The sequence below is a fragment of the Pseudomonas sp. SbOxS1 genome (assembly GCF_013416725.1).
Lineage (GTDB): Bacteria > Pseudomonadota > Gammaproteobacteria > Pseudomonadales > Pseudomonadaceae > Aquipseudomonas.
In genome coordinates, this window is sequence record NZ_JAAVXC010000013.1 from 20760 (window position 1) to 40433 (window position 19674).

General features: G+C 56.2%; 16 protein-coding genes and 1 pseudogene. 5 read left to right on the plus strand and 12 right to left on the minus strand.

The window, feature by feature from the left end; genetic code table 11:
* Positions 1-5: 5 nt before the first annotated feature.
* From HFK74_RS15760 to acs, 5 genes are all read right to left on the minus strand, one after another.
* Positions 6-1118: a M14 family metallopeptidase gene (locus tag HFK74_RS15760; RefSeq protein ID WP_180204310.1), complete on the minus strand. Its 1113-nt coding sequence runs from the start codon at positions 1116-1118 to the stop codon at positions 6-8.
* A 1-nt stretch (position 1119) separates the two neighbouring features.
* Positions 1120-1818, minus strand: coding sequence for an ABC transporter permease (locus HFK74_RS15765; RefSeq protein WP_008058008.1), 699 nt, complete (start codon positions 1816-1818; stop codon positions 1120-1122).
* The gene (locus HFK74_RS15770) at positions 1815-2504 is read right to left on the minus strand and encodes an ABC transporter permease (RefSeq protein ID WP_008058010.1); all 690 of its coding nucleotides are present in this window, start codon (positions 2502-2504) and stop codon (positions 1815-1817) included. Before HFK74_RS15770 ends, HFK74_RS15765 begins: the two co-directional genes overlap by 4 nt.
* A 92-nt stretch (positions 2505-2596) precedes the next feature.
* Positions 2597-3373: an ABC transporter substrate-binding protein gene (locus HFK74_RS15775; RefSeq protein WP_180204311.1), complete on the minus strand. Its 777-nt coding sequence runs from the start codon at positions 3371-3373 to the stop codon at positions 2597-2599.
* A gap of 681 nt (positions 3374-4054) precedes the next feature.
* On the minus strand, positions 4055-6010 hold the full coding sequence (gene acs, locus HFK74_RS15780) for an acetate--CoA ligase (protein ID WP_180204312.1): 1956 nt from the start codon (positions 6008-6010) through the stop codon (positions 4055-4057).
* A gap of 499 nt (positions 6011-6509) precedes the next feature.
* On the opposite strand from acs, the gene HFK74_RS15785 reads away from it, so the two are divergent.
* The 3 genes from HFK74_RS15785 (at position 6510) to HFK74_RS15795 (ending at position 9467) form a co-directional block, all read left to right on the plus strand.
* Complete coding sequence (locus HFK74_RS15785) at positions 6510-6773, plus strand: DUF2790 domain-containing protein (protein ID WP_008058016.1); 264 nt, start codon at positions 6510-6512, stop codon at positions 6771-6773.
* 541 nt (positions 6774-7314) lie between these two features.
* Positions 7315-8562 carry a ribonucleotide-diphosphate reductase subunit beta gene (locus tag HFK74_RS15790; RefSeq protein ID WP_180204313.1) on the plus strand — a complete coding sequence of 416 codons (1248 nt, stop codon included), beginning with the start codon at positions 7315-7317 and terminating at the stop codon, positions 8560-8562.
* A 407-nt stretch (positions 8563-8969) separates the two neighbouring features.
* On the plus strand, positions 8970-9467 hold the full coding sequence (locus HFK74_RS15795; protein ID WP_180204314.1) for a Bro-N domain-containing protein: 498 nt from the start codon (positions 8970-8972) through the stop codon (positions 9465-9467).
* Positions 9468-9536: 69 nt separating this feature from the next.
* On the opposite strand, the gene HFK74_RS15800 is transcribed toward HFK74_RS15795, so the two are convergent.
* Entirely contained in the window at positions 9537-10832 is a 1296-nt protein-coding gene (locus tag HFK74_RS15800; protein ID WP_180204315.1) for an McrC family protein, read from the minus strand.
* Positions 10829-12406 (minus strand): McrB family protein, encoded by a 1578-nt coding sequence (locus HFK74_RS15805; protein ID WP_180204316.1) that lies wholly within the window; start codon positions 12404-12406, stop codon positions 10829-10831. The genes HFK74_RS15800 and HFK74_RS15805 overlap by 4 nt, the downstream gene beginning before the upstream one ends.
* A 450-nt stretch (positions 12407-12856) precedes the next feature.
* Between HFK74_RS15805 and HFK74_RS15810 the strand changes: the two are divergent.
* Positions 12857-13036, plus strand: a pseudogene (locus HFK74_RS15810) (hypothetical protein); the annotation flags it as partial.
* A 100-nt stretch (positions 13037-13136) separates the two neighbouring features.
* On the opposite strand, the gene HFK74_RS15815 reads toward HFK74_RS15810, so the two are convergent.
* The 3 genes from HFK74_RS15815 to HFK74_RS15825 form a co-directional block, all read right to left on the minus strand.
* The gene (locus tag HFK74_RS15815) at positions 13137-13841 is read right to left on the minus strand and encodes a hypothetical protein (protein WP_180204317.1); all 705 of its coding nucleotides are present in this window, start codon (positions 13839-13841) and stop codon (positions 13137-13139) included.
* Positions 13842-13877: 36 nt separating this feature from the next.
* Positions 13878-14240 (minus strand): hypothetical protein, encoded by a 363-nt coding sequence (locus HFK74_RS15820; RefSeq protein WP_180204318.1) that lies wholly within the window; start codon positions 14238-14240, stop codon positions 13878-13880.
* An 881-nt stretch (positions 14241-15121) separates the two neighbouring features.
* Positions 15122-16534 carry a PAAR domain-containing protein gene (locus tag HFK74_RS15825; RefSeq protein WP_180204319.1) on the minus strand — a complete coding sequence of 471 codons (1413 nt, stop codon included), beginning with the start codon at positions 16532-16534 and terminating at the stop codon, positions 15122-15124.
* Between the two features lie 120 nt (positions 16535-16654).
* On the opposite strand from HFK74_RS15825, the gene HFK74_RS15830 reads away from it, so the two are divergent.
* Entirely contained in the window at positions 16655-16825 is a 171-nt protein-coding gene (locus HFK74_RS15830) for a hypothetical protein (protein WP_180204320.1), read from the plus strand.
* Positions 16826-17100: 275 nt separating this feature from the next.
* Here HFK74_RS15830 and HFK74_RS15835 read toward each other — a convergent pair whose 3' ends face one another.
* Both HFK74_RS15835 and arcD read right to left on the minus strand, forming a co-directional pair.
* On the minus strand, positions 17101-17964 hold the full coding sequence (locus HFK74_RS15835) for a DNA-3-methyladenine glycosylase (protein ID WP_180204321.1): 864 nt from the start codon (positions 17962-17964) through the stop codon (positions 17101-17103).
* Positions 17961-19388, minus strand: a complete 1428-nt coding sequence (gene arcD, locus HFK74_RS15840; RefSeq protein ID WP_008057960.1) for an arginine-ornithine antiporter — start codon at positions 19386-19388, stop codon at positions 17961-17963. Before arcD ends, HFK74_RS15835 begins: the two co-directional genes overlap by 4 nt.
* Positions 19389-19674 lie beyond the last annotated feature (286 nt).

Genomic DNA, 19674 nt, shown 5'->3' on the forward strand with positions numbered 1-19674 from the left:
GTCAGTCAGTCGTTGAGCAAGCGCCCGTGACGCAGCGCTTCGCGCCCCGCCACCTTGGCCAGCCAGAAACCGGGTTGGGCGTAACGCAGCCGTTCAATGGCAAACAGCACCCCGGACGTACCAGCACACACCGTGCTGACCCGATCCGCCAGCGGATCGATCACTTCGAAAATCTCATCGCCCGCCTCAACCCATTCACCGGGCTTGCGCAGGAAACTCACCACACCGGGATGCGGCGCGAACAGCAGTTCGGTGCCTTCGAACGGCAGGCCTTCGCAAGGTTCGTGCGCCGCGTTCGGCCACTCACCGCTGATCAGACCCTGCTCGGCGAGGAACGCCAGGATGCCTTCGGCGTGAGCCTCGGATTCCGCGCGACCGGTGTCGGCTTGGCCACCCAGTTCAATGGTAGTCGCCAGGCACGCCAGCGGAATCAGCGCGTCCGGGAACAGACGCGCCAGACGCAACCACGGCAGCGAACAGGCTTCATCGAAAGAGCTGCCGCCGGAATCTTCCGCCAGCAGGCCAACCTTCACATCCAGGTGCGCGGCGAGAGAACGCCACTGCGGCCAGTGCTGTGGCAAGGCGTACATGTGCAACGCCGCTTCGGCATCGCAATGCAGGTCCAGCACCACATCGGCGGTGCAGGCGTGGCTGAGCAGCACACGTTGCATGCCTTGCAACTGGCTGCTCGCCTCCGGCAATGCCGCCAGGTGATCACTCATGGCCTGGCGAATCAAACGAATATTGGCGTGCGGATCATCACCCAGGTGCCCATCAAGTTGCGCAGCCACTGGCGCGCTCAACTCAACGAAATCGCGGTTGAAATTCTTGCCACTACCGGCCTCGAAACGCCCTTGATGATTGCCCTGCAGCAACTGACCGAGGCCCAGTGGATTGGCCACCGGCACCAGCTCGATCACACCGTTCAACAGACCTTGGGCTTCAAGTTCGGCCAGGCGTTTTTTCAGCGCCCAAGCCGTGCGCATGCCCGGCAACTCGTCGGCGTGCAGGCTGGCCTGGATGTAGGCCTTGCGCTCGCCATTGCCGAAGCGAAACACCGAAATCCGGCGTTCGCTGCCCAGGTGGCTCCACGGCAATGCATGATCGATGCGTTCCATATCAGTGCTTCCGCGGGGCCAGGTAGCCCAGCCAGCGGCGCTCGGCCATCTTGAACAGCTTCACCAGGATGAAGGTCAGGCACAGGTAGAACACGCCGGCGGTGATGTACGCCTCGAACGGCAGGTAGAACTGGGCGTTGACCGTGCGCGCGGCACCGGTGATGTCGATCAGGGTCACGATGGATGCAAGGCTGGTGGTCTGCAGCATCATGATCACTTCGTTGCTGTACTGCGGCAACGCCCGGCGCAGGGCCGACGGCAACAGGATGCGCTTGTACATCTTGACCCGCGACATGCCCATGGCCTTGGCCGCCTCGATCTCACCGTTCGGCGTGGCCCGCAGGCTGCCGGCGATGATTTCCGCGGTGTAGGCGCTGGTGTTGATGGCGAACGCCAGGCAGGCACAGAACGTGGCGCTGGACAGCCATGGCCACAGGAAGCTTTCCCGTACGGCTTCGAACTGCGCCAGACCGTAGTAGATCAAGAACAGCTGCACCAGCATCGGCGTGCCGCGGATCACGTAGGTGTAGAGCCACGCCGACATGTTGACCACGGCGTTTTTCGAGACGCGCATCAAGCCCAGCGGCAACGCACAGAGCAGGCCGAAGAACAGCGACAGCGCGAGCAACTTGAGGGTGGTCACCAGGCCGCCGAGGTACAGCGGCAAGGCCTCCCAAATGACGTTGTAGTCGAAGATCATAGCTCAGCCGCCCTTACGCCTACCGAGTAGCGCTTCTCGAGGTGACGCAATGCCAGCAACGAGACACTGGTGATCACCAGGTACATCGCCGCCACTGCGAGGAAGAAGGTGAAAGGCTCGCGGGTAGCGTCTGCCGCCTGCTTGGCCTTGAACATCATGTCTTGCAAACCCACCACCGAAATCAGCGCGGTAGCCTTGGTCAGCACCAGCCAGTTGTTGGTGAAACCCGGAATCGCCAGGCGAATCATCTGCGGTACCAGCACCCGGAAGAACACCTGGAAACTGCTCATGCCGTAGGCCATGCCCGCTTCAGCCTGCCCCTTGGGGATCGCCATGAACGCGCCACGGAAGGTTTCCGACAGGTACGCACCGAAGATGAAGCCCAGGGTGCCGATACCGGCGGCCAACGGGTTCAGGTCGATGTATTCGTCATAGCCCAGCATCGGCGCGACGCGGTTGAGCAGATCCTGGCCGCCGTAGAAAATCAGCAGGATCAGCACCAGGTCGGGAATGCCGCGGATCACCGTGGAATACAGGTCGCCCAGCCAGGCCAGCCAGCGCACCGGCGACAGACGCAGTGCCACGCCAATCAGGCCCAGGACAATGGCCAGGGCCATGGACGACAAGGCGAGCTGAAGCGTCAGCCAAACGCCATCGAGGATGACAGCCCCGTAGCCTTTCAACATGATTCAGGTCCTCGAAAGTTGGGATGAAAAAATGGCGCAAACCTCAGAGATCCTGTTGCTTGCGCCATTTCGGACTGGTCGTTGCGACGTACTTACTTGCCGTAAATGTCGAAATCGAAGTACTTGTCCTGGATTTGCTTGTACTTGCCGTTCTCGCGAATGGCAGCGATCGCGGTGTTGATCTTGTCTTTGAGCGCGTCGCCCTTGCGAACCGCGATACCCACGCCGTCGCCGAAGTATTTGACGTCGGTGAAGGCAGGTCCCACAAAGGCGAAACCTTTACCGGCGTCGGTTTTCAGGAAGCCGTCATTCAACAGGGTAGCGTCTGCCACGGTGCCGTCGAGGCGGCCGGCGGCCACGTCGAGATAAATTTCGTTCTGCGAACCGTAAGGCTTGATTTCGGCACCCAGCGGGGCCAGCACTTCACGGGCGAAACGTTCGTGGATCGAACCACGTTGCACGCCGATGTTCTTGCCCTTGAGCTCGGTCAGGCCTTCGCTGACCTGAGTGCCTTGCTTCATCACCAGGCGAGCCGGGGTGTTGTAGTACTTGTTGGTGAAGTCCACGGACTTCTTGCGATCTTCAGTGATCGACATGGACGACAGGATCGCGTCGATCTTGCGCACTTTCAGTGCCGGGATCAGGCCGTCGAACTCTTGCTCGACCCACACGCACTTGACCTTCATCTCTTCGCACAGGGCGTTACCGATGTCGTAGTCGAAACCAACGATGCTGCCGTCCGGCGCTTTGGAAGCGAACGGAGGGTAAGCCGCTTCGATACCGATCTTCAGAGGTTTTTCATCGGCGAAGGATGGCAGGGACAGCACGGCGGACATTGCCAGGGCGCCAAGCAGCACGAGTTTCTTCATCTTGGGACTCCATCGGTAAAGGGCTAAAACGGCAGAGTGAGCGACAGCCCAATATGCGAATGAGTGGAACCGGAAAGCGTTGCTGCGTCCGGGGATGCGGGTGTTGAAATTCAACACAGGCAACGACGAGCGAGTGATCGGCATTCTAACGACAGGCCCGAAGCCGATATTTCTTCAATGCGACAACTAATTACAGAAGCACCGAGAAAGCCGCCCGGGCACGTTGACAGCCTTGCAAAATCATGCAAGAGCAAAAGACAGTGAACCGATCAATATTGCAAGTTGCGGGCCTATTATTGGCAAACCCTTCTAATCCGGCAAGCTTGGCGTGGACTGTTATTTTTTTGAGCACCACAAATGCACCATTGCCGGCATTTAGCGTTTCCCAATGCCCCGTATCCGCGCCGAGCGGTTACACATTTAGTTACTTGAAAAGTGACAGGTAACAGTGGGAAAGGCCCTACACGGGAAGCCGATAATTATTGGTTGTTGTTTATGTGGCGCCTGATAGATCGCCATCGCGAGCAGGCTCACTCCTACAGGGATCTTTGGTGGACACAAAACCCTGTGGGAGTGAGCCTGCTCGCGATGAGGCCAATACAGCCAACACAAAAACCCCAGACAACAAAAAGCCCCACCAGGCTCACACCCGGCAGGGCTTCGGCGACTCAGGAACGCGACTTACGCCACATTCATCGTCTTGTGCGTATCAATCAAATGCTGCACCACACCCGGATCCGCCAGGGTCGAAATATCCCCCAACCCATCGTATTCCGCCGTGGCGATCTTGCGCAGAATCCGCCGCATGATCTTGCCCGAGCGCGTTTTCGGCAGCCCCGGCGCCCACTGGATCACATCCGGCGAAGCAATCGGGCCGATCTCTTTACGCACCCAGTTCTTCAGCTCCAGGCGCAATTGCTCGCTGGTCTCTTCGCCGGCGTTCAGGGTGACGTAGACATAGATGCCCTGGCCCTTGATGTCGTGCGGCACTCCGACCACCGCCGCTTCGGCGACTTTCGGGTGCGCAACCATCGCGCTTTCGATCTCAGCAGTGCCCATGCGGTGCCCGGAGACGTTGAGCACGTCATCCACTCGCCCGGTGATCCAGTAGTAACCATCGGCATCGCGGCGGGCGCCGTCACCGGTGAAATACATGCCGCGGAAGGTCTTGAAGTAGGTGTCGACGAAGCGGTCATGGTCGCCATACAGCGTGCGCGCCTGGCCCGGCCACGAATCGAGAATCACCAGGTTGCCCTCGGCCTCGCCTTCGATGATGTTGCCCAGGTTGTCCACCAGCGCCGGCACCACGCCGAAGAACGGACGTGCCGCCGAACCCGGCTTGAGGCCGTGCGCACCCGGCAACGGGCTCATCAGGGTCGCGCCGGTTTCGGTCTGCCACCAGGTGTCGACGATCGGGCAACGGGATTGACCGACGTTCTTGTAGTACCAGTCCCAGGCTTCCGGGTTGATCGGCTCACCCACCGAACCCAGCAGGCGCAGGCTGCTGCCATCGGCGCCTTCGACGGCAGCCGTACCCGCCGCCATCATGGCGCGGATCGCGGTCGGCGCGGTGTAGAGGATGTTGACCTTGTGCTTGTCGACGATCTTCGCCACCCGGGTAATGTCCGGATAGTTCGGCACGCCTTCGAACAGCAGCGTGGTTGCGCCGTTGGCCAGCGGGCCGTAGACGATGTAACTGTGGCCGGTGACCCAGCCGACGTCGGCGGTGCACCAGTAGATTTCACCCGGACGGTAGTCGAACACGCGCTCGTGGGTCATGGCCGCGTACAACAGATAGCCGCCGGTGGTGTGCTGCACGCCCTTGGGCTTGCCGGTGGAGCCGGAGGTGTAGAGGATGAACAACGCTTCCTCGGCGCCCATCTCTTTCGGCGCGCACACGGTGCCCGCCACTTTCATCAGGTCTTCGTACCAGATGTCGCGGTGCTGGTTCCACTTGATGTCGCCACCGGTGCGCTGGCAGACGATGACTTTCTGGATGCTGCTGGTTTCCGGGTTGGTCAGGGCGTCATCGACGTTGGCCTTGAGCGGAATCTTCTTGCCGGCACGGATGCCTTCGTCGGCGGTGATCACCACCTTGGACTTGCAGTCGATGATGCGACCGGCCAGGGCTTCCGGCGAGAAACCGCCGAACACCACCGAGTGAATCGCGCCGATGCGGGTACAGGCCAGCATGGCGACCACGGCTTCGGGGATCATCGGCATGTAGATGGTCACCACGTCGCCGCGGTGCACGTCCTGGCCACGCAGGGCGTTGGCGAACTTGCAGACTTGCTCGTGCAGTTCGCGGTAGGTGATGTGGCGGCTTTCGCTCGGGTCGTCACCTTCCCAGATGATCGCGGTTTGATCGCCGCGCTCAGCCAGATGCCGGTCCAGGCAGTTGTAGGAAACGTTCAGGGTGCCGTCGGCGAACCACTTGATGTCGACATGGTGATCGTCGAAGGAGGTCTGCTTCACCGTGGTGAAAGGCTTGATCCAGTCGAGGCGCTTGGCTTGCTCGCGCCAGAAGCCGTCCGGGTTGACGACTGACTGCTGGTACATGGCCTTGTAGGTCGCCTCGTCGGTCAGGGTGTTGGCCAGAACCTCGGGACGAACGGGATACAGGGAAGCCGCACTCATCTTTCTTACCTCGGTGGAATAGTTGTTTTTGTATGACCCTGTTTTAGCCGGGCGGGGTCTATAGAACCATTCGACGATGGTAGTAACAAGCCCATACAAAACGTCCTGATAACCACAACCACGTCTGGAACAAATGTCCCAACTATCATCCTCCCCCTGTTACTGATCGTTCCCACGGTCTGCGTGGGAATGCAGCCCGTGACGCTCCGCGTCACTGGACGCAGAGCGTCCCTTGAGGCATTCCTTTGCGGCGCATGGGAACGATCAATATCAAAGGTAATTCCGGGATTGTTACAAAATCCGTCAAAGGTGTTTATCAAAACCACGCCTATATGAATCCCACCCCCACGCCTAAAATTCGCTCCGCCAACCCGGCAAACTGAGTTAACCAAGTTACAGCCCCCACGAAGGCAGTTAACCCAAACCCAAGTAGTCAGATACACACGCAACCCCAAAAAGGTTGCGTGACCCCACTCGACTTCAAAAAGGTAAACACTAGATGAAAGCTTTATTGGTTCTGGCCCTCAGCAGCCTGTGCGCAACCGCCATGGCAGACGAGGCCCAGACTGATGTCGCGCAGCAACAACCGGCCATCGAGGATTACACTTACTCGATGCACCTGGACATCGCCAAAGTTATTTCAATGAGCGAAGTCCCCAATGTGTGTGAAGTTGTCCCGATGAAAATGGAATATGACGACTCCAAGGGCCAGCGCCATATCCTGCGTTACAGCGTCATGGGTAACGGCTGCTCCAGCGGCTGATCTGACTGCGCCGAATCCGGCCTGCTCAGCAGCTTGCTGAAGGTCGATTCCAGCCCGGCTCACGCCGGGCTAAGTTGTGTCTGGACTGGTCAAAAAACGCCCAGAAACACAAGATGTAGTGAAAAAAGCCATTTTCTGCCTACTTTTTGAACAAAACCGCTACCCCGCCATTTTTACGAAAAAAAATCTTCACCCGCCAAAGCCCTGTAAACCCTCGCTCCGACCGAAAAACCCGCCCTCTCGACCGCTCCATGCGCGGATTCGCCCCACCACGACCCTGAAAATTTCCCTATAATGCGGCCTTAAACGGGCCTGCAATATCCCCTTACAGGGATGAAAAGCCAGTGTGAAGCCCCGCAACAGCATTCGATGCTGATTGCGCCCATCAGTGGCTCTCGGACCCCCCGTACAAAATTATGTTTATTTGCCTGCGTAGCACCGCAAAAAAACGATATCCAACGCGGCCAGCACCGCCGTGTGAAAAACCAACCCATCCATTTTCACACGGGCACGCTGGCCCTCACGCAGGAGACGACACGTCATGCTGAGCTGGGACGAATTCGACAAAGAAGACACGGAAGTAGTAGTCAAGAGCGCCAACGCCGGCCACGCCACCGAAGCCAACATGGACCGTCTCGACAGCGCCGGCGGTGCCGCCGCCCTGGAAGCCCGCGCCGTGACCGCCGCTGACTCCGCCGCCGTTGCCCGCGCCAAGGCTGCCCTGGATTCCCTCGACGTCGCCGAAGGCCTCGCCGAACTCGAAGGCGCCTCCGCCCGTGTCGCTGTCGATGAAAAGCGCATGATCAACTGCCGCGCCGACCTCAACCAGCTCGTACCCTTCAAGTACGACTGGGCCTGGCAGAAGTACCTGGACGGCTGCGCAAACCACTGGATGCCGCAAGAAGTCAACATGACCGCCGACATCGCCCTCTGGAAAAACCCGGAAGGCCTGACCGACGACGAGCGCCGCATCGTGATGCGCAACCTCGGCTTCTTCTCCACCGCCGACTCCCTGGTTGCCAACAACCTGGTCCTGGCCGTGTACCGCCTGATCACCAACCCGGAATGCCGCCAGTACATCCTGCGCCAGGCGTTCGAAGAGGCGATCCACACCCACGCTTACCAGTACTGCATCGAATCGCTGGCCATGGATGAAGGCGAAATCTTCAACATGTACCACGAGATCCCATCGGTCGCGAAAAAAGCTACCTGGGGCCTGAAATACACCCGCTCGATCTCCGATCCGAAGTTCGAAACCGGCACCGTCGAAACCGACAAAGAGCTGCTGCGCAACCTGATCGCCTACTACTGCGTCCTGGAAGGCATCTTCTTCTACTGCGGCTTCACCCAGATCCTCTCCATGGGCCGCCGCAACAAAATGACCGGCGTTGCCGAGCAGTTCCAGTACATCCTGCGCGACGAATCCATGCACCTGAACTTCGGTATCGACGTGATCAACCAGATCAAAATCGAAAACCCACACCTGTGGGACGCCGAAATGAAGGAAGAAGCTTCGCAGATGATCCTGCAAGGCACCCAACTGGAAATCGAATACGCCCGCGACACCATGCCTCGCGGCGTACTGGGCATGAACGCGGCGATGATGGAGGACTATCTGAAGTTCATCGCTAACCGTCGCCTGTCGCAGATCGGGTTGAAGGAAGAATATCCAGGGACGACTAACCCGTTCCCTTGGATGAGCGAGATCATGGACTTGAAGAAGGAGAAGAACTTCTTTGAGACTCGCGTAATCGAGTACCAAACCGGTGGTGCGCTTAGCTGGGATTGATTCCAGAGTTAGCTACGATTTGACGACTTGAATCGGCAAATCGAACATCTGAAAGCCCCGATCTGATCGGGGCTTTTTTGTGGGGTAGGAAAACTCTTACTCGCAATCTCAGGAGCAGCTAAATCTCCTACATGTATTCCAGCACCTTCTGTATTGAAGGCCATTCCAAGCGGCCTTAAGCTCTACTGCAGGTGCCTAAGAAACGCCCAACGTAGAAAGCTAGCCAATTGCACAGACGAGCAGTCACCCTTGGTGATTTATCGTACGGCTGTGTGAGGCTTTTGCTCGTTGGAGCTTCTTATTGTCCACTCTATGTTGGGGTCAGGCCCGCCAAAGTCCAAACGTAGAGGTAATGGATATGCCTGAACACAACCTTCTCGTCACTCTCCAAACCATGGAGATCAGTCATGCCTGATCTCTTTTCTGTAACAGTCTTCACCCGCCACAGCCTCCCTCTCCACGCCCTCCTCCTAGAAAACCAGCCATGGTTTTGCGCCCGTGATATCGGACGCTTGATGGGTTTCCATCTAAGTGAGCGCATGGTCAACAAACTGGATAAAGACCAACACCACACGTTGTGGATTGAGTATTACCGGCAACCGGAAAAGCAGTTGATGCTCAGCGAGTCCGGTGTCTATGCGCTGCTGGTCTATCACTACGCGCCTGGAAATCGGTTGCTGCGTGAGTGGATAACTCATTTAGTGGTTCCGGCCTTACGTGATGCGAAGCACTCGAATCATTCGGATCGACCGATGCTGAGTCTGTTGGATTGGCCGGAAATGTCGCTGAGCCTACTGCACTGGCAGGATGAACCGTGGATTCGGTTACGGGATATGCCTTGTTTACTTCTGGGCCAGCAGCGAACGTCTTGGTGGCGGAAGATTTCGCAGTTTTTTCCGTTTTAACAGGCTGTCGCAAAAAGGGTGCAACCCTCTGCTCCCTATATTGATTTTTCCCGCCGAACGTCCAGTCGACTAATCACTGACCGTCTGTAACCACTGAGATTGCAGCGGCAATCCCTCAGGCCCACCCATCAAGATGCCCTGCTCCAAATCAAATGGCAGCACCCAGAGTTTAAGCTGTGGTGCGAACTCGAACACCTGCAATGGGGCATCAAACGCAGCTTGTCTTGGGTAGATCAGCACCAATTCCCCATCACCCGATAAATATTTATGACCATAGGCGAATAACTGATAAAAATCCGATTGCTTCAATCCGTAGTTTTTATTCTCGCCCGAGGAGTTCAGCCGCTTCCATTTTGTATCGAGCACCCAACTTTTCTGCTGATATTGGATCATGAGGTCCGGCCGTAGCTGAAAAAAGTTCTCATTCCTATGTTTACACAGGTGTTCGCTGCGGGTTTGGGTCAGCAGTCGCGCATCATGCAGCAGATCCCTATTTAGGCTCGCAGCTACATAACGCTCAAATAGCTTTTCCATAGGGAATAACAAACTCATCCCGTGCCAATCCCCAGCGACAGCTAAAGGCATCTGTTGTTTGATGATTAGCTCGCACCATGGTTTTACCGGTACGTAGTGCGCCATCAGTCGCTCGTTACTCCACAGTTTGAAATCCTGATGCACGTCGCGGCTTGTAGACACCTCTAACAGCACGCTTCTTAACTCATGAGCCAGTCGCCAGTTACTAGCATCTTTTGTTGTTTTGCAGACCTTATCTAACGCGAGTTTGATTAAGCGATTCTCTGGTCGATCAGGCAAATAGATATCATGCCGTATCTGGAAATGGTGTTGGCGACCATGGGGTTGGCGCATTTGCTTGACCACATCTAACTGACCACGAAGAAATCGCTGCTCCTCTTCCACTCGCTGGTAGTCAAAACGTAGACCTCGGTTGATCAAGTGATCCAGTGCCAGTAAGAACCGGCCCAAGACCCATTCGCTCAACGGCGCATCGAAACTCTGAAGATCCGCCGCACCGACTTCACGGGTAGGCAAATCTAGAGATGCTTGGATCATGCGCCTCAGTAACGCTCTGCTCTGCTTAATGCAGTCTTCACGCTCGAAATGTTTGGGAAGAATTTCAAGGCAAGTGCCACAGGGAGTTTCCAACACACCGACGTAGTTATCGAGCTTGAGTAAACAACGATTCTCAAGCTGAACCAACGCCGCCCCAGCGCTGCTGAAAGAAGCATTTAATTTACACAACCAATCGAAGGCGGAAACTGATACTTGAGCGATATCCAGCGTCGGCGCAGTGATGCTATCTGTCGTCAGCCTTGCGTATTCACGGACCGTGATGACGGCTTTCACGCCGTCACTCCTTTCAATGCACTGATAACCGCCTCACCGAGTTGACGAGTATTAAACTCACGACCACTTAAATCGTGTGTTATCAGGCCATGCTCTGCCGCAAGATCTCGCAATATAGAGTTAGAGGGGCGGACAATCTTCCCTGCCTGTAACACTTCGATGGAACCGCTTTCGAGCTGACGAACCTGGATATCGCCTTTTTCAGCTTCGATAGCGTCTCGCAGCTTTGGAGGTGCTGCTTGGTGATCGATGACCCCCCAATAAGACTCGATCCGGGCAAAAGCCTCTTCATTGATAAGCCATCGGTTATTTTTGTTGTTAAGCACAACTTGATCACCAAACAATGAATCGGGGTTGGATGGTGGCTGTTCGATAAAGCAATTTTCAGGGGGTTTGCGATGATCATTGAGCACCCACTGAATCCGCTGCCAATCTTCGAAAAAGTACTCTTGCAGTAACGGAAGCACTTGCTCGCGAAAGATTTTCTCCAACCGTTCCAGCGTTCGATCACTCATTAGCGGCATGAAATACGCGTGCCCTAAGCAATGGTCTCGATCAAGCAGCATCTCGATTCGCTGATTCATCACTATCAGGAGCTGGGCAATGTTGAGCTCGTCCACGGTAATATCTTTCAGCAACTCCGGCCTAGGCGGCATTTCGCGGAAAGTGAAACGGCGACGCAACGCGATATCTAGCCCGGACAATGAACGGTCAGCAGTGTTCATCGTGCCAATAAGATAGACATTGCTCGGTACACTGAAATGCTTCTTCGAATACGGCAGCGTTACTTTCAAAGCCTCGTCAGCCCCGGCACGCTTGGACGGTTCGATTAGAGTGATCAGTTCACCGAAGATTCGAGAAATATTGCCACGGTTTATTTCGTCAATGATGAGTACACGGGTATTGGAAGGCTGAGTTTTCGGCTCAACCTCGGCGTCCTTGGATCGCACATCCAATATGCGCGCCACCAAATGTGGCAAAATATTGTTGTAGCCATTGATGATATACGGCTCCAGCATAGTCTCTGGAACTTTGTCAAAAACCTGCTTATTGCGAATATCTGCGACAGTTAAACGTCCTGTGCGCACATACTCAGCAAGCGTGCTAAGCATGTTCATGCCAACAGGCAACTCTTTACCGTTGGGCTTAGCCAAGTTGAGCAACTCTGTGGATGAACTTGTAACTACATATCCAGAACCAAAGGTTTCGCCCTTAGTAAAAGGAGTACCACGACTCACCTCCGCTGCGGTGGTTTGTTGGGTCAATTTGGCAGTGGTACATAATTTTTTGAACACACCATCGACAACGTCATAACGCAATTGCCCATCGTCTCCGCTTTCCGCGCGCAGACCTTCGACGAAGTCTTCGTAGCTGAAGCTTTGATGAAACGTGACGAACTCGACATGCCCGTCTGCAGCGAACTCATCAAAGCGTTTTTTCAGCGCGGCCCTATTTTCTTTGTTGATCTGAAGAAACTCAGGAGCAAGGATTTCTAACGCCGCCTCGATAGTGGCGAAAGTCTTCCCTGTACCGGGTGGGCCAAACAGGATCTGATTGAGTGCAGGCGAAGTCATCGAGTCGCTGTCCTTGGCTACATGAGCAAAAAAATGGGCATCGCGTGATAGCGGCTCGATCAATGTCGGTAGGAGGTATAGGAACCAAAACCCGACGATGGAAACAGACTACAGCCGCAGGAAATTTATCCTACAACGGTAGCTACATTGCCATCACGGGTAAAGCAGCAAAGAGAGGCGGATCTGTTGCGGAGATTGGAAGCAGTCGACCACCGTTCATCAAGCAGAAGTGCTACGGGCGAGCTCTACTGGAGATCCCGTTGACGGATTTGCTCTTGCTCCCTATTCGCCGATGACATCGCGAGCAGGCTCGCTCACCGGGAAGCTAACGGTACACACCGCAAGCCCGCCACATAGACACGACGGCGATATCGAAGAGATCTCATTGTAGCTATTGCATCGAGTGCGCCATCACTGGAAGCAGGTCACCTAAAGAAACTGGAACCCACCATGAAATTCGACCTTACCCACTGCCTCAGTCTCGACGTCAAGCTGTCGATCTATGACGTGCGCAATTTGAATTTCGACGAGACCATGGCGTTCGATTCCGCGAAAGAGCACTTCCAATGCCCCAACGATGCCTGCCACTTAACGTTCGACGCAGTGAATGAGTTGGGCACGGACAACGCCCTGAGCAGACCTTCGGATGTTCAGTACCGACAGTGAAAATATGGATCACTTTATTATGCGGGCGCCGCCGGGGTTGGATGGCAGGTGATCTGTTTCCGCGTTATTGCCCTGGTTCGTGCGCTCGCCGAAGCTGCCTTTCCAGCGCCCATATCTCCCGCCTCACTTCCTTGCGCCGCTCACGGGCGGCTTGAATGCGAGACTCGTCAAGGCCACCGTAACGACGTAACCAATGAACGATCATTTCCTCATCAGGGTGGTAATAGTCCTTGTGGCCTTTACTCCCTCGCAGGGTGTCGTTCATCTCACTGTCGAAGCGGCCAGCCGTGAATTCATCCGGGGGCAACGTACCCCATTCGGCGGCGCAACCCTCGAATACCCAGGAGATCTCATTGAGGTGTTTTTGCGCTCCGCGATGCCCGCGTTTGTAAAATACCTGCTCACGGCAGCTCTCCTGAAAACGCTCCATCATCGGCTCGTCATCGACCCAGCGAAGGATGTCGTAGTGGCCCGCATGGCGGATCAGGCCGTTTATCCAACGCTCGGCAAAACGATCGACAAAACCTTCGATGTCCGCTTTTTTCGCCTCCGCAAAAATCATGCAATAGCGGGTTTGCACATGGATGACGAGCAACACGTGCTTGCGTTGAACGGTAATGGCGTGGACCAGCCATTGTTCGGCTGACTCATCAGGCACATCGTCTTCAATAACGGGCGATTGCGGTTTTTCAACCGGGGTGATTTTCTTGCCCTTGTGGACGCGACTGAAAAAGTTGCCCGCGGCTTCGGTGCAATTGAAGATCAACATCCTGGTTCTCTGGTAGAAGGCGGGTGATAGCGGTTTTCAGTCTTGCCGCACGATCTCATCAGCCCATTCAATCTCATAGGGCTGGCGAACCACGTCAGCAATCTCTTCCCGCGCCGCTTCGCTGAGCACCGACAGCTCTGCATCGGTCAGCAAGTCGTGCCTGACCATCATTCTCAAAGCCATCAGTGCGCTATAGCGACTGTAAGGATCGAAAGTCCGGACGATGTCTTTATCCCGGTCGCGCATCAGCCGATAAAGCATCCCATACCTGGCTTGAGCCGAAAGCGCACCATGCTCAGTGATGGTCTTCGCATCGGCCAACACACCCTGGCAGAAACGATCGAGCGCAAGCTTGTGCAGTTCCTTGAACTTCTTCCAGTCGCTTTCGATGATGGACATGAGCATTACCCCTGCGAAGGATCATTGACGAAGTAAAACTCATTCTTGTCGAAAAATCCTGTCGCATTCAGGTCATCAACGACCGTCAGGCTGAACGGGACAAAGTCACACAGATCAAAAAATCAATGTGATCCAAGCTCAAAAAAACTGTGCAAGAAACACAGTACATTTTGATCAGCACTCTCCAGCCCGGAGTCCCCCCTTGCCTCTCAAGCGATGATAGTTACCCAGGAGCGTATCGCCCTTTTCCAATCCACCCCGGCACACTGCACCTAGACCCGAGCGATTCTCCACCCATCTCACCAAGCGTGGTGCCCATCCAGATGAGTGGCATATCCCGGCATCTGCCCTACGTCCGGCTTACGTCCGGCGATGAACCAGTCTCTGACAACTGCTGACATCCCAATCAAGCCAAGTATTATCCTACTAGCGAGTAGTACTAGAAGACTGCAGTGCAGAGATACAGGATTCGGTTTGAGAAGCCAGGCTTTCTGGGCGTTGTTACCTAAGGCCAAAAATTTTCGCAACGCACCACAGTAAGACTAATGACACTGAAAGTAATGTTAGGCTCCGCCACAAAAAAACCAGCTTGCACTTGATTGGCATTGGAAGGTTCTCAATGTCCTCAGCACTGATACTGCCATTTTCGATACCTCTACGTGGTGACGAGACGTAATGGGCAATATTGCCGATCATCCTCAATCGCCCCGATGGCCCTGCGTGTCGCCAGAAGGCGAGAACGGTAATTGCCGGGCTGTTTTTTAGGTGCTGAAAGAGTACATCCATCTTGGTGTAAGCCATATGAAGTGCTACTACGAGCCAGACGAAAATCAGTAGGAGAATTACGCCACCGAGAGTACCGAATATCATCGATGCTTTACTCATCTCGTGGCCTCATAGATAAGGTCACCAATCCACTCGCCAAATCCACTGCCTACTGCTCCCCCCACCAAGGCCCCTGTTGCTACCGCCACTACGGTACATATCCCGGTCCCCAATCCACCATTAGTTGTTCCGAGTGCAATGCAGAGCCTGCCGGTTGTCTCAACTGACAACCTTGCACCTGCGGCGGCACCTCCCATGATTCCGCCAGCGAAGCTGCCCGCCTCGGTGAATCTAACACGCTCGCACGCTTCGGTATTTCCCGCCATACACACATCCTGCACCTTCATGGCAGATGCTCCTCCGCCAACGGCAGTACCCAGCCAACCGCCGTATTGAACGTATTTAGAAGCCTTCGCCACACCTTCAAGATGGGTGGCATGACCCGGTATTTGCCCCGCGGGACTGGCATTGGTCCAGTGGTGGACCAGGCTTTGGCTGGAAATCCCCAGCATTTTTTTCAAGTTGATATGGTCAGGGAATCCAATGCCCTTGCGGGTCAGTGCCGTCATATGGCTGTTCAGTTGTGCGAGCAGACGCTGGCGCTCTGCAAAGAACGTTGGCGAGCGCAGGTGCCCATCTCTTTGAAGCGTATCCCATTGCAACGCTTCAATGTCCCTCAAGGCATTGCCTACGTTATCCAGGTTGTTCTTGAAAATACTCGCGCCAACGCCAATAGCGTTCGAGCCATAGGTCAGGAAGGCCTGGATGACATCACGGTGTTGCACCATGAAATCCGCTTCTTCAGGGCTAAGCGTTTCAATGATCTGGTTGGTTCTGGCCGCCACGTCCATGAGCAGGGCTTCTTCACGGGTGCACTGGTAGTTGTTGGGGTCGCTCAGCACGATCATCGAACCGGCTTTGACGTCGCGCAGGTTGGGATTGAGCAGTTTGAATTTGCCCATCACCGCCGGATCACGCAGGGTAAACAAGGAGGCTTCGAGCTGTTCGCGGGTGGTGCTCTTGGGCACGATGTAGAAGCCCGGCTCCTGGGCTGCTGAACTGCCTAAGGACACTGGCTTGGGAGTGTTCGACGCCGACGCGAAACTGGCTGGCCGTGGCGCTGCCGGATTGCCGGCGAGAGGTGTGGTCGGTTGAGGCGCGGTCCTTGTGGTCTGGGGCGCAGCACTGCTACGCGATTCATAAGTGGCGTTAAACACCGACGGGATCAACCTGGCTCTGCACGGGCAAGTGCTGTAGCTGTCCAGCGAGCCCGCCACGATCCTGCCATGACTGTTGATGTAGGAGACGCCTCCCACGATGGTGTAGGTTTCGTCGTTTTTTCCGCAGGAAACGCGGTCGCCTTCACGGGCATGGGCGATGCCAAACATCATGACGCGTGTGTCGGCCTCCAAAACCTGGCCACCGCAAGTGGTCTTGTCACCCAGGCGAATGAAATGTCCTTGTGCCATTGCTGATCTCCCTCTCGAAGGGCGCCCCAGTCATGGAAAGCGCGCCACAGTTAACGATCGATAAGCCGACTCGGGATGAGTGGCTTAACGCAAAGTACGTGGACAGAGAGGAAACTCAAGATGGCCGAGAAAATCAGGAAATGTCCCACAAGCTATGCAGAAAAAGGCGACAAAAATGGGGATAGTGAAAATATCCATTCGTGCTTGGTTTGTAAAAATTCAACAAAGGGACATTTAGAACGAAACATCCTTCGCCTCTTCATCTGTTCGGCGGCAGGTCATGGTGGCTGATTCAGCATGTGTGTTGGATGGGCTGGCGCTTTCGCGGGCAAGCCCGCTCCTACAGGGGTTGCGGTGGGCTGTCGGGCATTGTTTGGACCCGGTGAGTAGGATTGGGGGTGCAACTCAAGTATTGGTGGTGGTTGGGCTGGCGCTATCGCCAGCAGGCTGGCTCCCACAGGGGTTTTGTGGGGTGGCTGGGATTTGGGACTGGCCTTGAGTTTTGAGACTATTTGGTATTTGGGCCGGGGAATGGCTTTCGGTTTAGAGCGAAATGGACTGCTTGCTCAATCCGCACGACTCAGTGAGGTCCACAACAACTGCGCCGCATACCCCCGATACGGCCGCCACCCCTCAGCCCTCTCCAACAACTGCCGAGCCGTCACCGGTCCACCCTCCAATGCCGCCAACGCATTGATCAGCCCCACATCCCCATTCGGCAACCCATCCATTTCCCGCAACTGCCGCAGGGCTATGTATTGCGCCGTCCAGTCGCCAATGCCATACAACGCCAGTAACCGCTTCACACCACCCTGCCGACCGGGCTCAAACAACAAGGGATCATCGAGCACCGCCTGGGCCACGCCCGACAGCGTACGGCCGCGGCTTTTCGGCATCCCCAATGTCGCAAGGTCCGCTGCCGCCAACACCGCCGCCTCGGGGAACACATGGGTCAAGCCACCACGCGCCGAGGTCAAGGGCACGCCATATTGCGCCACCAGTTTTCCGGCCAGTTTGATAGCCGCGCCCACGGTAATCTGCTGCCCCAGTACCGCGCGGATCGCCAGTTCCAAACCGTCCCACGTCCCCGGCACGCGCAGCCCAGGGCGCTCTGCGATCAGCGGTGCCAGCAGAGGATCAACAGACAGGTGCTGATGGATGGTGGTCAGGTCAGCATCCAGATCAAACATCCGCCGCAACCTGGCGACGATCTCTGGCACTGCGTTGGTATCGGGAAAGTCCAGGGTCAGCTCCAGTGAGTCCGCCGTCGCCGGCTTGATCGACAGCGTGCCGTGTACCCCATTCAAGCCGATGCTGCGCGAGTAAACGTCATCGGCCACTTCTTCGATTCCGGCGATCGCCCGCGCCGACAGGAACCCCACCATGGCGGGCCAGTCGTAGGGCGGCTGGAACGCGAGCAGCAACCTCACAGGCTGAGCAATCCGCTGTACAGGGCATACGCCGCTAACCCGGCAGCGCTGATGACACAGGTGAATATGCCCTTCTCGATGGTCGTGAACACCGGCTTGCCCTGTTCATGCCTGGCCTTGGCGAACAGGATCACGCCCGGCGCATAAAGCAGCGCCGAGAGCAGCAGGTACTTCACGCCACCAGCATACAGCAGCCACACCGCATAGCTCAGGGCGATGCCGCCGATCAGCAGGTCCTTGGTGCGTTCGGCGGAGGCGTGCTCATAGGTTTCGCCGCGCCCGCTCAACAACACCGCATAAGCCGCCGACCACAGGTAAGGCACCAGGATCATCGATGACGCGAGGTAGATCAGGCTGGTGTAGGTGCCGGCGGAAAACAGCGTGATCAGCAAGAACAGCTGAATCATCACGTTGGTCATCCACAGCGCATTGACCGGCACATGGTTGGCGTTTTCCTTGGTCAGGAACGCCGGCATGGTCTTGTCCCTGGCCGTGGCGAACAGGATTTCGGCGCACAGCAGCGCCCAGGACAGCAAGGCACCCAACAGTGAAATCCCCAGGCCGATGCTGATCAGCAACGCGCCCCACGGGCCGACGATATGCTCCAGCACCGATGCCAACGACGGGTTCTGCAAGGTGGCCAGTTCCGGTTGGCTCAGGATCCCCAAAGACAGCACGTTGACCATCACCAGCAGCGCCAGCACCCCGAGAAAACCGATGACCGTGGCCCGGCCCACATCCGACCGTTTCTCTGCCCGCGCGGAGTAGACACTGGCGCCCTCGATGCCGATGAACACGAAAACGGTGACCAGCATCATGTTGCGCACCTGGTCCATCACGCTGCCGAAACTCGGGTTGCTGCGCCCCCAGATGTCGCGGGTGAAGATGTCCGCTTTAAACGCCACGGCGGCGATCACGATGAACATGATCAGCGGCACGATCTTGGCCACGGTCGTCAGCAGGTTGATGAAGGCGGCTTCCTTAATCCCGCGCATCACCACGAAATGCACGGTCCACAGCAGCACCGACGCACAGGCGATGGCGATCGGGGTGTTGCCTTCGCCGAATACCGGAAAGAAAAAACCCAGGGTGCTGAACAGCAGCACGAAGTAGCCGACGTTGCCCAGCCAGGCGCTGATCCAGTAGCCCCAGGCCGACGAAAATCCCATGTAGTCGCCGAAACCGGCCTTGGCGTATGCGTACACCCCCGAGTCCAGTTCCGGCTTGCGATTGGCCAGGGTCTGGAACACGAAGGCCAAGGTCAGCATGCCGACGGCGGTGATGGACCAGCCAATCAGGATCGCCCCTGCATCGGCCTTGGCCGCCATGTTCTGCGGCAAGGAAAAGATCCCGCCGCCAATCATCGACCCCACCACCAGGGCGATCAGTGCGCTCAGGCGAAGCTTCTGCGTCGATTGCGACATGGCGGCGTCTCCAGTTTCCAAGGGGCGGCAGTCGCCACGAGAACGTCACTAAATCTGTGGTAACCAAACGGATAAAGCGTAATGACGTTTATTGGATAACGCCAACAAACGTCCTTTTAACTGTGAAATGTGACCGAATAGGCGTCGATATATTGTTTCGCTTTATACATGTTTTCAATAAGCAAATTCTGTTCTTAGAATCCCTCACTAAAATTTGCGGAATGGCAAAAACGGACTAGTTTGATACATCGCAAGGAAGGCGAAAAAGTTTCAACAAAAATTCAAC